Genomic DNA, 14,698 nt, shown 5'->3' on the forward strand with positions numbered 1-14,698 from the left:
TCCGCACGCCAGTAGTTCTCCTCACGGAGGATGACCAGACGAAGGGAGAAGCTTTATGCGCTTCGAAATCATGCGACTCGACGACGTCGACGGCACGCCCGTGGACACCACCGTTGTGGACGCCGCCTCCGTCAAGCAGATCGTTCAGCATGCCGCGGCCATCGGGCAGCGGCTGTGGATCCGCCCGGCCGATCCGTCCGTCGTCTCGTAATCCGCACGACGTTCGCCGGTTCGCCGGTTCGAGACTTCTCAGCCCCGTACGGCATCTGTGCCGTACGGGGCTGAGCGCGTCACGGGGCGCGCACTGCGGAAACGTTCAGCCTCCGTGGATGACCTGTGTGATGCCGTTGATGATCTGCTGCACGGCGATGGCGGACAGCATCATGCCCGCGAGCCGGGTCACCAGGACCACACCGCCGTCCTTGATCACCCGGATGATCAGCAGCGAGTAGCGCATCACCAGCCACAGCACTACATGGATCGCGAGGATCGCCGTCCACACCGACACCTGGGTGGCCACGCTGTCGGCCTTCTGGACCGCCAGGATCACGGAGACGATCGCGCCCGGTCCGGCGAGCAGCGGCATGCCGAGCGGCACCAGGGCCACGTTGACGTCCTTGGTCTGCTTCGGCTCGTCGGTCTTGCCGGTCAGCAGGTCGAGGGCGATCAGCAGGAGGAGCAGTCCGCCCGCGATCATCAGGGCGGGGACGGAGACATGCAAGTAGTCCAGGATCTGGTGACCGAGGACACCGAACACCGCTATGACTCCGCCGGCCACGCAGACGGCCTGGAAGGCCATCCGCTTCTGCACCTTGGCGGGGCGCCCGGCGGTGAGCGCGAGGAAGATCGGGGTGATCCCGGGGGGATCCATGATCACGAAGAGGGTGAGGAACAGGGAACCGAAGACAGCGACGTCGAACATGAGGGCCTTGCGAGGAGTACGGACGAGGACATGACGATGGGCACGCCGTGTCCACCGGAAGTCGTCGCGCCGTGCGGCGCGTGACGTCGAGGACGCGTCGGCTGACGCCGGGCGACCTCAGGAAGGGGAATTACGGCAGAGCTGGTGGAACGGGGGATTACAGCGCGGCCAAGGACCAGGAACCTGAGGGCCAGGAACTAAGGCGGCGGGCCCGGGGACACGATGGGACTAGGCGCTCCGCCGCCCGCGTCCACCCGTGCCCGGCACCGGGAACGCCCCGGTGGCGCGCCGCGTGATCTCCCCGTAGACCTCGGGATCGGTGGTGAACTGCCCGGGCACGCAGGTCTTGCGGCTGCCGTGGTAGTCGGAGGACCCCGTGGCGAGCAGGCCCAGTTCGCGGGCGAGACCGCGCAGCCGCGCCCGGGTCGCCGGGTCGTGGTCCATGTGGTCGACCTCGATGCCGTCGAGTCCCGCTGCGGCGAGGTCGGCGATGGCGGACTCCGGCACGGTCCGCCCGCGCTTGACGGCGGCCGGGTGCGCGAAGACGGTGACTCCGCCCGCCGCCTTGACCAGGCGGATCGCCTCGAACGGATCGGTCTCGTGCTTCTCGACGTACGCACGCCCGCCGTCGGCCAGCCATGCGGGCGTGAACGCGTCCGAGACGCCGTCCACGACGCCGAGTTCGACCAGCGCGGAGGCGATGTGCGGCCGGCCCACCGAGCCGTCGCCCGCGATACGGGCCACCTGCTCCCAGGTGATCGGCACGCCCAGTTCCCGGAGCCTGGCGATCATGGCGTGGGCCCGCGGCACCCGGTCGTCCCGCACCAGCTCGCGCTCGGCGAGCAGTTCGGATTCCTCCGGGTCGAAGAGGTAGGCCAGCATGTGCATGCTGATGCCGTCCAGGCGGCAGGAGAGTTCGGCGCCGGTGACCAGGGTCAGCCCCTCGGGGAGGGCATCGATCGCCTCCGCGTGGCCGCGGGTGGTGTCGTGGTCGGTGAGCGCGACGACGTCCAGCCCGGCCGCCGCGGCAGCCCGCACCAGCTCCGCCGGGGTGTCCGTACCGTCGGAGGCGGTGGAGTGGGTGTGCAGATCGACGCGCACGACACGGACTCCAAGCGGTGACGGGACGGAAGGGACGCTCCAGGATAACTGGCTTCCAGGGTCCCGTGTGTCACACCCGCTACCGGGACGAGCCCCCTACGCCTCCCCCACGCTCCCCGCTCTCCGTGTCACGGCTTCAGCAGGCGCGGCGACAGCGCCCCGCAGGGCAGCAGGTCCACTTCGGCACCCGCGTCCCGCAGGTCGGTCAGCACCAGTTCGTCGTACATGAGGATGCCCGTCTGCTCGGGCCAGACCACCGCCCACAGCCACAGGCCCAGCGCCTCGCCTGCGAAGACCGCGCGGTCGACGGGGCTTCCGGAGACATGCCACAGCGGCGTGGGGCGGCCCGCGGCCAGCACCTTCGCCTGCGGCGGCTTCTCGACGTTCAGATAGGGGCCGGGGTCCGGGCCGTCCACGCCGGCGTACCGGGCACCGAGCCCGACGCCCAATTCCTCGGCGACCAGGATCAGCTCCCCCATCCCGCCGAGCGGCCCCGGGCCCGAGCAGGCGACCGCGGTCGCCTTGCCCCCGCTGCGGTCGTCACCCGCGTAGGCCACGCCCGTGAACAGCCAGCCCACCGGCAGCGGCCACGGCATCCACACCGGCACCTTGGCGCGGTGCACCACCACGCTGAGGGCCTCGACGCTGGGCGGGATCACGGGCTGCAGCGGATGCACGTTGCCGTGCACATCGCACTGCCAGGAGTCGGCAAAGAGTCCGGGAGCCCTGACCCGGCCACCACACTTCGGGCAACTGGGTTCGCCCCTCATAGGGCCCCACGGTCCTCCCCGTCCAGCGCCACGTCAAGGACGATCACCCGTCCGGAGTGCGCCTCGCACGTCTTGTTTCACCGGTCATAATTAGATGTAGGTTGCATTAATTAGCTCGTCTAACATAATATGTGCAGACGCCAACGATTCATTCGGCCAACCGAAGACCGAAGGACCGCGAGAAGACTGCGAGGACTCACATGCACAGCGGGAACAGCGGTACGGGAGCGCCCGCCACACCGGCCGGAGCCGAGCCGTTCGACGCGGGAGCCGGCGGCCTGCTGCGCCAGCCGAAGGCCGTCTGGGCCACGGCGGGAGCCTCCGTGGTCGCGTTCATGGGCATCGGGCTCGTCGACCCGATCCTGCCGTCCATCGCCAAGGGCCTTCAGGCCACACCCAGTCAGGTCTCCCTGCTCTTCACCTCGTACTTCCTGATCACCGCCGTCGCGATGCTGGTCACCGGGTTCGTCTCCAGCCGGATCGGCGGACGCAGGACGCTGCTGGTCGGCCTCGCCTTCGTCGTGGTCTTCGCGGGTCTCGCCGGCACCTCGGGCTCGGTCGCCCAACTCGTCGGCTTCCGGGCCGGATGGGGCCTCGGCAACGCCCTCTTCGTCTCCACGGCCCTCGCCGTCATCGTGGGCGCGGCGGCGGGCGGCAGCGCCGCGGCGATCCTGCTGTACGAGTCGGCGCTCGGCCTCGGCATGGCGTGCGGACCGCTGCTGGGCGCGGTGCTCGGCAACTTCAGCTGGCGCTACCCGTTCTTCGGCACGGCCACCCTGATGGCGATCGGCTTCCTGTGCATCACGGCGTTCCTGAAGGAGCAGCCGAAGCCGGCCCGGAAGACCTCGCTGCTGGACCCGGTCAGGGCGCTCGGCCACGGCGGTCTCGCCTCGGCGGCGGCGTCCGCGTTCTTCTACAACTACACGTTCTTCACCGTGCTGGCCTTCACGCCGTTCGTGCTGAACATGACCCCGTACGCATCCGGTGCGGTGTTCTTCGCCTGGGGTGTGCTGCTCGCCGTCTTCTCGGTGATCGTGGCGCCGCGCATGCAGAGGCGCTTCGGCTCGCTGCGCGTCCTCGGCGGCTCGCTCGTGCTGCTGGCGGTCGACGTCGCCGTGCTCGGCTACGGCGACCACACCACCGCCGTCGTCTGCACGATCCTGTCCGGCGCGTTCATCGGCGTGAACAACACCGTCTACACCGAGCTGGCCCTCGGCGTCTCGGACGCGCCACGCCCGGTGGCCAGCGCCGGCTACAACTTCGTGCGCTGGTTCGCCGCCGCCGCTGCCCCCTTCTTCGCGCCGAAGATCGAGGAGTGGACGGATGTGCACACCCCCTTCGTGGTCGCGGCGGCCACCGCCGTCATCGGCGCACTCGTGGTCCTCGTACGGCGCGACGCGCTCAACGGCGAGGCCGAGGAACTCCGGACGCGCCACGCCGCGGAGGACAGCGTCGGCGTCTTCGCCAACTGACCTGAACCGGCCATCGATTGGTGAGCTTGCTCACCAACGGACCGGCCGGACGGACCAGACAGACCGGCTGGAACAGCCGGATCAGTCCAGCGGTACGGATCGGCGGGACGGATCCCGCAGATCCGTACCGTTCGTCAGCCAGCGCTCCTGGAGGGCCGGGGCGCCGTGCACCCGCTTCCAGGCGGCCTCGTTCGGGGTCATCGGCAGCAGCGGCAGGAACCGCACCGGTTCGAGGGGCTCGTCCAGTTCCAGGTCCTCGACCAGGCCGCCCGGTTCGCCGACCAGGACCGAGCTGAACGGGGCGCCGGGCCACAGCGGCTCACCCACGTCCAGTGAGGCACCGGGGGCCACGATCACCCCCTCGACCTGCGGGGACGCGGCGAGCACGGCCAACGGGCGCAGCACCTTGTCGGTGTCGGCCAGGCCGCCGCGCACGGAGAGGACCAGCTCGGCGCGGGGGCCCTTCACCGGGTCGGCGAGCATCGCGGCGGGGTCCGTCATCGGCTGGGCGGACATGCCGAGCGTGGCGTAGCGCAGGACGCCCTCCTCCTGGAAGCGCAGCACCTCGATGCGTTCGGTACCCAGAAAGGTGACCGCGGCGCGCGCGTCCGGTTCGCCGAGCGCGGTACGCAAACGGGCCTCGACCAGAGGAAGGACATCAACCATGCGCCGAGCATAGAACTCGTCAGCAGCGGGCAAAGCGGCGCCTTGACACTTCGGCGTGCTGATACTGTTGGCCGGTGGTTTCGGGCAGCACGCAGAAGCGTCGCGATCGGGTCCCGACGCCGTACGAACTCCCCTACGGGGATTGGATCGTCCCTCACCAGGGACTGGCCGGAGGAGGTGGGGCTGTCATGGATCGAAGTCGACCGTGCAGTACCACCCGCTCTTCCGGCCGCTGATGTAGCTGCTTCGGCTCTGGCTGACCGCCACCTCTCGCACACGCGCCGCGTTTCCGTACGGATCCCCGGGGACCCGGAATCGCATCGGATTCACCCGTGCGCCACGGAAGAGCACTTCGTTTCGTTCTACCTGATTTGTCTGATCTGTCTGATCTGAGTCAAGTAGCGAAGCCGGCCACCGCAACGGTGCGGTGCTCCCCGCTTTGTGGACGTGCCAAACGTCTTCATCCAGGACGTCCTCATTCCGGGTAGTTCCACCCGTCGTCGTGTGCCTTCGCTGCTCGTCGCTCGTTGCGAAGGAGCCTGCCCCATGTCGATGATTCGTGACCTGCGCGCCGCGGTTCGCCCGTCCCGCCCGATGCCGCGCAAGGACACCGGCACGTACGACACCACGCGCGACCCCGCCACGCCGTCCGCCGTGGTCGACTGCGCCGTCTACCGCGACGGCGTGCGCGTCGAGACGCGTGCGCCGCTGTCGCCTCAGGAGGCGATGCGGCTGGTGCGGCGCGACGGGGGCTTCGTGTGGATCGGTCTGCACGAGCCGACGGAGGCCGAGTTCGCCGGTATCGCGGGCGAGTTCGGGCTGCACCCGCTCGCCGTCGAGGACGCCGTGCAGGCGCACCAGCGGCCGAAGCTGGAGCGGTACGACGACTCCCTCTTCACCGTCTTCAAGACCATCCACTACGTGGAGCACGACCGGCTGACCGCCAACAGCGAGGTCGTGGAGACCGGCGAGGTCATGTGCTTCACCGGACGGGACTTCTTCATCACCGTCCGGCACGGCGGGCAGGGCTCGCTGAGGAGCCTGCGCAGCCGGCTGCAGGACGACCCCGAGCTCCTCGCGAAGGGCCCCTCCGCCGTGCTGCACGCGATCGCGGACCATGTCGTGGACGGGTACGTCGCGGTGGCCGACGCCGTGCAGGACGACATCGACGAGGTGGAGACGGAGGTGTTCTCGCCGGGCCGCAAGGGCACGCCGCGGGGCACGGACGCGAGCCGTATCTACCAACTCAAGCGCGAGGTGCTGGAGTTCAAGCGCGCGGTGGCGCCACTGCTGCGGCCGATGCTGCTGCTGAGCGAGCGGCCCATGCGGTTGGTCGACCCGGACATCCAGAAGTACTTCCGGGATGTCGCCGACCATCTGGCGCGGGTCCACGAGCAGGTGATGGGCTTCGACGAGCTGCTGAACTCGATCCTCCAGGCCAACCTGGCGCAGGCGTCCGTCGCGCAGAACGAGGACATGCGCAAGATCACGGCATGGGCGGCGATCATCGCCGTGCCGACGATGGTCTGCGGGGTGTACGGCATGAACTTCAAGTACATGCCGGAGCTGCACTGGAAGTACGGCTACCCGGTGATCATGGGCATCACCGTGGTCATCTGTCTGGGCATCCACCGCACGCTGAAGCGCAACGGGTGGCTGTGAAGCAGGCGGCACTAGGCTGGGCGTATGACTAGCGAGCTGCTCGAGGTGGCCCTCGTAGAGGAGGCCACGAAGAAGTCCGGGCTGATCTGGGTCCAGGGCGCGGGGGCCGCTCCCGCGCGTCCGCTGTGGCACGTGTGGCACGAGGGCGCTGCCTGCGTGCTGGGCGACGGCCCGGGCGAGCAGCCGCTGACCGGTCTGGCCGACGGCGGGGAGGCCGTCGTCACGGTCCGCAGCAAGGACAAGGGCGGCCGGATCGTCACCTGGCCCGCGACGGTCGTGGAGCTGGCACCGGGTTCGCCCGAGTGGGAGGGCGCGGTCGCCGAACTCAAGGGCAAGCGGCTGAACGCCGGTGACGGCGAGGAGATGCCGCAGCGCTGGCGCCGGGAGTGCCGGGTGCTGCGGCTGGAGCCGCGCGGGACGACGCTGCCTCTGCCGGACGGCTCGCTCGCGGCCCCGCCGCCCTCGACCCCGGCCACGACACGCCTGCCGATGCCGGCGGCGCTGCCGCGGCTGCTGCGGCGCAAGCGCCGGTAGCCCCCGTCGTCCTGGCTGAGCCGTCAGGACGACGGCAGCTGCCGGCCGTAGTCCACCGTCTCCTCCTGCGGCGGCAGCGCCAGCGTGAAGTCCTTCCCCCACTCCGACAGGGTCAGCGTTCCCGCGTTGCCCGCGCGGACCAGGCGCAGCGGGTAGGGCTGCCCCTCCAGGGAGACGTCCAGTGTGCCGCCGGAGCCCTTGTCCCCGGTGATCCGGATGGTCCTGACGCCGTTCTGCTCATGGTGGCCGTCCGTCGTCAGGGCGCCGTGCAGGCTCAGGAGCCCGTCCAGCAGGAGGTCCTTGTCGGTGAACCCGCTGAAGCGCTTGTAGGCCGGGTCGGACGTCGGCACCTTCACGTACTTGCCGTCCAGCTTGTTCGCCGCGGCTTCCGAGCCCCCGCCTCCCTTCCCGCCGGCCTGCCGGTTCCAGAACTCGGCGTCGGCCTTCAGGAAGAGGTGCTCACCCACCCTCAGCAGTCCGAAGGCGCCGTTCTTCGAGGTGACCGATCCGGTGCCGCCGTCGCCCTTCAGGCGCATGTCCAGCTTGAACGTGCCGCCGTTGCTCACGACCGTCCCGGCCAGCCGCACCGCGGGCGCCGACTTCGCCGCCGCACGCGTCCGGCTCTGGATCTGTTCGACCGGCAGCTTCCCCACCCCGTTCGTCCCGGCATCTGGGTCGTCGCTGCCGCACCCCACGAGCCCGGTCCCCGCGACGACCAGCGCGCACATCGCGGCCACCAGCGCGGACCTGCGGGTACGGGGCTGGGGAATCTCAGTCACGGGTGGCGCTGCCTCTCCTGCGGAAGTCTGCCGAAGTCGGTGAAGTCCTCAACGGCAGACGGCAGCGTACCGGGGGGGACGGAACGCCTCCGGAGCTGGTCCGTGCGCGCCTCTCGCCAGGGCGTAGCGCACCGGGACGGGCTAGCCTGAAGCCCACGCGAGCGGACAAAACGGCTTAGACAGGACTGGAACAGGAGGCGCGGGCATGGCGGCAAGCGCCCCTCGTATCTTCGTCTCGCACCTGGCCGCCGTCGCCGTCTTCGATCCGAACGGCGACCAGGTGGGTCGCGTACGCGACGTCGTCGTCATGCTGCGCGTGGGGCGGCGCCCTCCGCGTCTGCTCGGCCTGGTCGTGGAACTGACCACGCGCCGCCGTATCTTCCTGCCCATGACCCGGGTGACCGGCATCGAGTCCGGCCAGGTCATCACGACCGGTGTGCTGAACGTGCGCCGCTTCGAGCAGCGGCCCACCGAGCGGCTGGTCTTCGGGGAACTGCTGGACCGCCGCGTGAAGCTGGTCGAGGACGGCGAGGAGGTCACCGTCCTGGACCTTTCCGTGCAGCAGCTTCCGGCGCGCCGCGAATGGGAGGTCGACAAGGTCTTCGTACGCAAGGGGAAGGGCGGGGCGTTCCGGCGGGCCAAGGGCGAGACCCTCACGGTGGAGTGGTCCTCCGTCACCGGGTTCTCCCTGGAGGAGCAGGGACAGGGCGCGGAGAGCCTGCTCGCCACCTTCGAACAGCTGCGCCCCGCCGACCTCGCCAACGTCCTGCACCATCTGTCCGCCAAGCGCCGCGCGGAGGTGGCCGCCGCCCTCGACGACGACCGCCTCGCCGACGTTCTCGAACAGCTGCCTGAGGACGACCAGATCGAGATCCTCGGCAAGCTCCAGGAGGAGCGCGCAGCCGACGTCCTGGAGGCGATGGACCCGGACGACGCCGCCGACCTGCTCGCGGAGCTGCCCGAGGACGAGCAGGAGCGGCTGCTGAGCCTGATGAAGCCGGACGACGCGGCCGACATGCGCCGGCTGATGGCGTACGAGGAGAAGACCGCGGGCGGTCTGATGACCACCGAGCCGATCGTGCTGCGGCCCGACGACACCATCGCCGACGCGCTCGCCCGGGTCCGCAACCCGGACCTGTCCCCCGCGCTCGCCGCCCAGGTCTATGTCTGCCGCCCCCCGGACGAGACCCCGACGGGCAAGTACCTGGGGACCGTGCACTTCCAGCGGCTGTTGCGCGATCCCCCGTACACGCTGGTCAGCTCCATCCTGGACGACGACCTGCAGCCACTGTCCCCGGACGCACCGCTGCCCCTGGTGGCGGGGTTCTTCGCGACCTACGACATGGTCTCGGCACCGGTCGTGGACGAGTCCGGCTCACTGCTCGGCGTGGTGACCGTGGACGACGTACTGGACCACATGCTGCCGGACGACTGGCGCGAGACGGAGTTCCACCTGGAGGAGGACGAGGGGGCCGCGCATGGCTCCTGAGCGCGAGAGGATGCCCTCCGGCGCGACCGCCGCCACCCGTCCGCACCGTGTCCGCCTCGACCAGCCGCAGCCGCGCCGTACCAAGGTGCTGCCCGAGTGGGACCCGGAGGCGTTCGGGCGTCTGTCGGAGCGGATCGCGCGGTTCCTGGGCACCGGACGGTTCATCGTCTGGATGACGGTCGTCATCATCATCTGGCTGGTGTGGAACATCGCCGCCCCGCACTTCCTGCGCTTCGATCCGTACCCCTTCATCTTCCTGACCCTGATGCTGTCCCTCCAGGCCTCCTACGCGGCCCCGCTGATCCTGCTGGCGCAGAACCGCCAGGACGACCGCGACCGGGTCAATCTCGAACAGGACCGCAAGCAGAACGAGCGGTCGATCGCGGACACGGAGTACCTGACCCGCGAGGTGGCCGCGCTGCGCACCGGACTCGGCGAGGTCGCCACCCGCGACTGGATCCGCTCCGAACTCCAGGACCTCGCGAAAGATCTCGACGGCGGGCGGCGCTCCGACGGACAGGCCGTATTCCCGGCGGAACGGGCAGTTGGACGTGACGTAGACGACCGCTGACGGGGCTTTCCCGAGGCCCCGCCGGGCGCCGTACCATCGTCCTTATGGTTACGGAAGACGCGGTGCGCGAAGCACTGGCGACGGTGAACGACCCCGAGATCCAGCGGCCCATCACCGAGCTGGGGATGGTCAAATCGGTGGAGATCGGCGCGGACGGAGCGGTCGCGGTCACCGTGTTCCTGACGGTCTCCGGCTGCCCGATGCGCGACACGATCACGCAGCGGGTCACGGAGGCGGTCTCCCGCGTCGAGGGCGTCACCGGTGTGGACGTCAGCCTCGATGTGATGAGCGACGAGCAGCGCCGCGAGCTGGCGACCGCGCTGCGCGGCGGCCAGGCCGAGCGTGAGATCCCCTTCGCCAAGCCCGGTTCGCTGACCCGTGTGTACGCGGTGGCGTCCGGCAAGGGCGGTGTCGGCAAGTCCTCGGTGACGGTGAACCTGGCGGCGGCGATGGCGGCCGACGGCCTGAAGGTCGGAGTCGTGGACGCCGACATCTACGGCCACAGCGTGCCGCGCATGCTGGGCGCCGACGGCCGTCCCACCCAGGTCGAGAACATGATCATGCCGCCGCAGGCGAACGGCGTGAAGGTGATCTCGATCGGCATGTTCACCCCGGGCAACGCGCCCGTCGTCTGGCGTGGCCCGATGCTGCACCGGGCGCTCCAGCAGTTCCTCGCCGATGTCTTCTGGGGCGATCTGGACGTCCTGCTGCTCGACCTCCCCCCGGGTACGGGCGACATCGCGATCTCGGTGGCCCAGCTGGTGCCGAACGCGGAGATCCTGGTGGTCACCACCCCGCAGCAGGCCGCCGCCGAGGTCGCGGAGCGCGCGGGTTCCATCGCCGTGCAGACCCACCAGAAGATCGTCGGCGTGGTCGAGAACATGTCGGGGCTGCCCTGCCCGCACTGCGGCGAGATGGTGGACGTGTTCGGCACGGGCGGCGGTCAGACGGTGGCCGACGGCCTCACCCGCACGACCGGCGCCACGGTTCCGGTGCTCGGCTCCATCCCGATCGATGTCCGTCTGCGGGAGGGCGGCGACGAGGGCAAGCCCGTGGTCCTGACCGACCCCGAGTCCCCGGCGGGCTCGGCCCTGCGCTCGATCGCGGGCAAGCTGGGCGGGCGTCAGCGGGGCCTGTCGGGCATGTCGCTGGGGATCACGCCGAGGAACAAGTTCTGACGCCGTCGAGGCAACCGGTTCCGTACGCCGATGGGGCGCCGTCCACTGACAGGACGGCGCCCCATCGGCGTATCCATGCCTGGATGGCTACGCGTAGGCCGAGATGTCGGCGATCGCGGCGAAACCCAGCCCGTACGCGCTCATGCCTCTGCCGTACGCGCCCACATGGACGCCCGCCTCCGTGGATCCGGCCAGGACCCAGCCGAACTCGGACTCGCGGTAGTGGAAGGGCGTCGGGACGCCGTCCACGGGCAGGGACAGGGTGGACCAGGAGGACCCGTTCAGGTCGTCCGCGAGGACCCACGCCGTCTCGGTCTGCTGGTCGAGCCAGTTGTCCCGCAGACCGTGGTCGAGCTGGCCCGGCCAGGTGAACGACAGCAGGCCCACACCCGCGAGCCAGGCCGCGGAGGATACGGACGTGGCCTCCAGCACGCCGGTGCCGTCCGGGCTGTGCCGTACGGGATTGGCGGCGACGGTGACCACCACCGCGAAGCGCTCCTTGTCCTCGGTGGCCTCGCTGCGCACGGAGGGCTCCTCGCCGTGCCCGATCGCGCCGTGCTCCACGGTCCCGTCGGCCGCCGTGCCCACCTGCATCAGCCAGCGCGGACCCGTGAACGCCTCGTCGAGGCCGTACCACGGGAAGGTCGCCCGGAGGTAACCGTCGGCCGTTCGCCGGGCGAAGGGGAGCTGTGATCCACCCTCCGCGACCGGCGCCTGTGCGCCCACCCGACTCGTCGTCTCCATATGCCCGGACGCCTCCTCGCTCTCGTCGGACCCGACCGGCCCGCCCCCCACGGGCGTCCGTGCTCCGAAAACGGTCCGCACAACAACTGGGCAGCATAGCCACAGCGCTGCGAACTGCCGGAAAACGCCAGGCTCTGAACACCCTCTTCAGGTCGCAATGTGGCCGTGCTCACGCCGATCGGCGTATGGTCTGCGTCACATCGTGCCGTGCCGGCGGACGTCCGCGTACGGCCTCAGGTGGCATCCGCGTCGAAGGGCGGGCGCTCCTCCGGGTCGGCCTTCTCGGGCTTCTTCGTCATGTCGACGGAGCCGGAGGACGGGTGCGAGGAGGACGCCGAGCCCGGGGATTCGACGTCTCGGCTGTTCACCGCGTCCGTGACCTCGGCCATCTCCTTGCGCAGGTCGAAACCGTTGCGGATCTCCTTCAGCCCCAGGTCGTCGCCGTCCAGCTGCTTGCGCAGGAACGTCTTGGGGTTGAGGTCCTCGAACTCGAAGTCCTTGAACTCGGGACCCAGCTCGGTGCGGATGTCGTTCTTGGCGCTCTCGGAGAACTCACGGATCTTGCGGATGGTCCGCGAGACGTCCTGGATCACCTTCGGGAGCTTGTCCGGACCGAAGACGAGCACGGCGATGACGACGATCGTGACCAGCTCGAGCGGTCCTATGTCATTGAACACCTGAAGCTCCTTGCGATGTCCTCGGCCCTCAGCCCTCGGCCCTCAGTGGTCGGTGCGGGTCTTCCGTGGTCCGGGCCGGTTCAACGGTACCCGGCGTATTGGTCGGACTGGTACTGTCCCGGCGCTCCATCGGCGTGTACCGGACGGGTTTTCCGGGTTGTTTGCCTTACGGGACGGGTTTTGTTCCCGTGCCTTTGCCGTCGATGTCAGTCGCCGCCCGCGGACCCGAGGACCAGTGTGATCGTCCGCTGCGCACCGCCACGGACGACACGCAGCCGCAGCCGGTCGCCGGGGCGGTGGGCGCGTGTCCTGACGATCAGTTCCTGCCCCGAGTGGACGCGCACGCCGTCGATCGCGGTGACGACGTCCCCGGGCCTGATCCCTGCCTTGTCCCCGGGGCCGCCCGCGACGGAACCCTTGGCGCCGACACGGGCGCCGTCTCCGGAGTAGTTCATGTCCAGGGTGATACCTATGACCGGATGGGTGGCCCTGCCGGTGTTGATCAGCTCCTCGGCCACACGCTTGGCCTGGTTGACCGGGATGGCGAAGCCGAGCCCGATGGAACCCGGCTCGGCGCCTTCGCCGGAGCCGCCGTCCGCGGAGCGGATGGCCGAGTTGATGCCCACGACCCGGCCACGCGCGTCGAGGAGCGGGCCGCCGGAGTTGCCGGGGTTGATCGGGGCGTCGGTCTGAAGGGCGTCGACGTACGACACATCACTCCCGTCGCCCTTCTCGCCGCCCGCCGTGACGGGGCGCTCCTTGGCGCTGATGATCCCCGAGGTGACGGTGCCGGCGAGGTCGAAGGGTGCGCCGATGGCCACTACCGGGTCGCCGACCTGGACGTTGTCGGAGTTTCCGAGGGGCAGGGGGTTCAGGCCGTGGACGCCGCTCACCTTGACGACCGCGAGGTCGTATCCGGTGTCCCGGCCCACCACGGTGGCCGTCGCAGTCTCACCACTGCCGAAGGCCGCGGTGATCCGGCCGTCGGGTCCCGCCGCTTCGACGACATGGTTGTTGGTGAGGATGTGTCCCTGCCCGTCGAGCACGAACCCGGTGCCGGTGCCCTGCCCGTCGGCGCCCTTGACGTGCAGGGTCACGACGCCGGGCAGCGCGTGGGCGGCGATCCCGGCGATGCTGTTCGGGGAGCGCCGCGCGGGCTCCGCCCCCGCCTGCGGCAACTGAACGTTTCCTGCCCCTGCGTCGCGCTCCAGCAGGGCGCCGACGACACCGCCGGCCCCGCCGGCGAGCAGCGCGATCAGCGCGGCCCCGAGCACCAGCGCCCTCCGGGACCGCATGCGCCGCCGCTCCTGGCCGGCCACCGGGGCACCGTTTCGCTGGAAGGGCCCCCGGGCTGCCCAGGGGTCGTAGTTCTGCCAGGGGCCGCTGATACGCGGGGCGGTCCCCGGCGGGACGGCGGCGACGGGCTCGGGCGCGGGGAGCGCCGTGCCGGTCGCGGGCGGGGCGTCCCCTGGGGGCACGGGAACCGTTCCGGGGACCTGTGCACCGGCCGGTGGCGCAGGTGTAGGACCGGGCGCGGGCACCGTACCGGGGACCGGTGCCGTAACGGGGGCCATCGCATCATGCGGTGGCACAGGTGCCGCGGGAGCAGACGGGTCGTGCGGCCCGTGCGACGGGAGTGCCGTGCCCGCCGCGGGCGTCGTCATCGCCGGGCGCTGAACGGGTGGGGCGGGGGCCCAGGGTCCGGGCTGGCCGTACGGCGGGGTGCCGTAGGCGTCGGGATCGTGCAGCGGCCTGGGGCGGTCGGCGGGGGCCGCGTGACCGTCGGCACCGGGGTGAGGGCGGCCGGAAACGACCGGCTCGGTGCCCCCGGAGCCATCTGGGCCGGCGGCCGGGCCAGTGCTCGCGGAACCCACCGGCTCCGCATCGACGCGACCGACCGGGCCGGCCTGTACGGACTCGGCCGGTTCGGCCGGTTCGGCCGGTTCGGCCGGTTCAGCCGGTTCAGCCGGTTCAGCTGGTTCGGCCGGTTCGGCCGGTTCAGCCGGTTCGGCCGGTTCGGCCGGTTCGGCCGGTTCGGCCGGTTCGGCCGGTTCGGCCGGTTCGGCCGGTTCGGCCGGTTCGGCCGGTTCGGCCGGTTCGGCCGGTTCGGCCGGTTCGGCCGGTTCGGCCGGT

The 14,698-nt window shown here is 70.4% G+C and carries 16 protein-coding genes; 8 read left to right on the forward strand and 8 right to left on the reverse strand.

The features are described from left to right. Window positions 1-55 precede the first annotated feature (55 nt). Complete coding sequence (locus ABZ845_RS06560; protein WP_360973644.1) at window positions 56-211, forward strand: hypothetical protein; 156 nt, start codon at window positions 56-58, stop codon at window positions 209-211. Between the two features lie 105 nt (window positions 212-316). Here ABZ845_RS06560 and ABZ845_RS06565 read toward each other — a convergent pair whose 3' ends face one another. From ABZ845_RS06565 to ABZ845_RS06575, 3 genes are all read right to left on the reverse strand, one after another. After that, entirely contained in the window at window positions 317-922 is a 606-nt protein-coding gene (locus tag ABZ845_RS06565; protein WP_360973646.1) for a MarC family protein, read from the reverse strand. Window positions 923-1,150: 228 nt separating this feature from the next. After that, window positions 1,151-2,023 carry a PHP domain-containing protein gene (locus ABZ845_RS06570; RefSeq protein ID WP_360973648.1) on the reverse strand — a complete coding sequence of 291 codons (873 nt, stop codon included), beginning with the start codon at window positions 2,021-2,023 and terminating at the stop codon, window positions 1,151-1,153. 128 nt (window positions 2,024-2,151) lie between these two features. Then, entirely contained in the window at window positions 2,152-2,793 is a 642-nt protein-coding gene (locus ABZ845_RS06575; RefSeq protein ID WP_360973650.1) for a DUF6758 family protein, read from the reverse strand. A gap of 200 nt (window positions 2,794-2,993) precedes the next feature. Between ABZ845_RS06575 and ABZ845_RS06580 the strand changes: the two genes are divergently transcribed. Beyond that, window positions 2,994-4,265 carry an MFS transporter gene (locus tag ABZ845_RS06580; protein WP_360973652.1) on the forward strand — a complete coding sequence of 424 codons (1,272 nt, stop codon included), beginning with the start codon at window positions 2,994-2,996 and terminating at the stop codon, window positions 4,263-4,265. Window positions 4,266-4,346: 81 nt separating this feature from the next. On the opposite strand, the gene ABZ845_RS06585 is transcribed toward ABZ845_RS06580, so the two are convergent. Then, a complete protein-coding gene (locus ABZ845_RS06585) occupies window positions 4,347-4,931 on the reverse strand; it encodes a suppressor of fused domain protein (RefSeq protein WP_360973654.1) in 585 nt (194 codons plus the stop codon). A 546-nt stretch (window positions 4,932-5,477) separates the two neighbouring features. Between ABZ845_RS06585 and ABZ845_RS06590 the strand changes: the two genes are divergently transcribed. Together ABZ845_RS06590 and ABZ845_RS06595 are read left to right on the forward strand one after the other, a co-directional pair. After that, entirely contained in the window at window positions 5,478-6,593 is a 1,116-nt protein-coding gene (locus ABZ845_RS06590; protein WP_360973656.1) for a magnesium and cobalt transport protein CorA, read from the forward strand. A 24-nt stretch (window positions 6,594-6,617) separates the two neighbouring features. Further along, a complete protein-coding gene (locus ABZ845_RS06595) occupies window positions 6,618-7,127 on the forward strand; it encodes a hypothetical protein (RefSeq protein ID WP_360973658.1) in 510 nt (169 codons plus the stop codon). A 23-nt stretch (window positions 7,128-7,150) separates the two neighbouring features. Here the strand turns inward: ABZ845_RS06595 and ABZ845_RS06600 are convergent, their stop codons facing one another. Continuing rightward, window positions 7,151-7,906: a hypothetical protein gene (locus tag ABZ845_RS06600; protein WP_360973660.1), complete on the reverse strand. Its 756-nt coding sequence runs from the start codon at window positions 7,904-7,906 to the stop codon at window positions 7,151-7,153. A gap of 205 nt (window positions 7,907-8,111) precedes the next feature. Between ABZ845_RS06600 and ABZ845_RS06605 the strand changes: the two genes are divergently transcribed. From ABZ845_RS06605 to ABZ845_RS06615, 3 genes are read left to right on the forward strand one after another with little or no spacing between them, the layout of a single operon-like run. Next, window positions 8,112-9,395, forward strand: coding sequence for a CBS domain-containing protein (locus ABZ845_RS06605; protein WP_360973662.1), 1,284 nt, complete (start codon window positions 8,112-8,114; stop codon window positions 9,393-9,395). Further along, window positions 9,385-9,966 carry a DUF1003 domain-containing protein gene (locus ABZ845_RS06610; RefSeq protein WP_360973664.1) on the forward strand — a complete coding sequence of 194 codons (582 nt, stop codon included), beginning with the start codon at window positions 9,385-9,387 and terminating at the stop codon, window positions 9,964-9,966. The genes ABZ845_RS06605 and ABZ845_RS06610 overlap by 11 nt, the downstream gene beginning before the upstream one ends. Window positions 9,967-10,010: 44 nt before the next feature. Continuing rightward, the gene (locus ABZ845_RS06615; protein ID WP_360973666.1) at window positions 10,011-11,144 is read left to right on the forward strand and encodes an Mrp/NBP35 family ATP-binding protein; all 1,134 of its coding nucleotides are present in this window, start codon (window positions 10,011-10,013) and stop codon (window positions 11,142-11,144) included. Between the two features lie 87 nt (window positions 11,145-11,231). Here ABZ845_RS06615 and ABZ845_RS06620 read toward each other — a convergent pair whose 3' ends face one another. The 3 genes from ABZ845_RS06620 to ABZ845_RS06630 all read right to left on the reverse strand — a co-directional run bounded on the left by ABZ845_RS06620 (window position 11,232) and on the right by ABZ845_RS06630 (window position 14,313). Beyond that, window positions 11,232-11,888: a hypothetical protein gene (locus ABZ845_RS06620; protein WP_360973668.1), complete on the reverse strand. Its 657-nt coding sequence runs from the start codon at window positions 11,886-11,888 to the stop codon at window positions 11,232-11,234. Between the two features lie 233 nt (window positions 11,889-12,121). Beyond that, complete coding sequence (locus ABZ845_RS06625; protein WP_360973670.1) at window positions 12,122-12,565, reverse strand: sec-independent translocase; 444 nt, start codon at window positions 12,563-12,565, stop codon at window positions 12,122-12,124. 206 nt (window positions 12,566-12,771) lie between these two features. Beyond that, window positions 12,772-14,313 (reverse strand): trypsin-like peptidase domain-containing protein, encoded by a 1,542-nt coding sequence (locus tag ABZ845_RS06630; protein ID WP_360973706.1) that lies wholly within the window; start codon window positions 14,311-14,313, stop codon window positions 12,772-12,774. 27 nt (window positions 14,314-14,340) lie between these two features. On the opposite strand from ABZ845_RS06630, the gene ABZ845_RS06635 reads away from it, so the two are divergent. Continuing rightward, window positions 14,341-14,698, forward strand: a 358-nt coding sequence (locus ABZ845_RS06635; protein ID WP_360973712.1) for a hypothetical protein, incomplete at its 3' end; no start/stop codon positions are given.

The organism is Streptomyces sp. NPDC047022 (genome assembly GCF_040644155.1).
GTDB lineage: Bacteria > Actinomycetota > Actinomycetes > Streptomycetales > Streptomycetaceae > Streptomyces.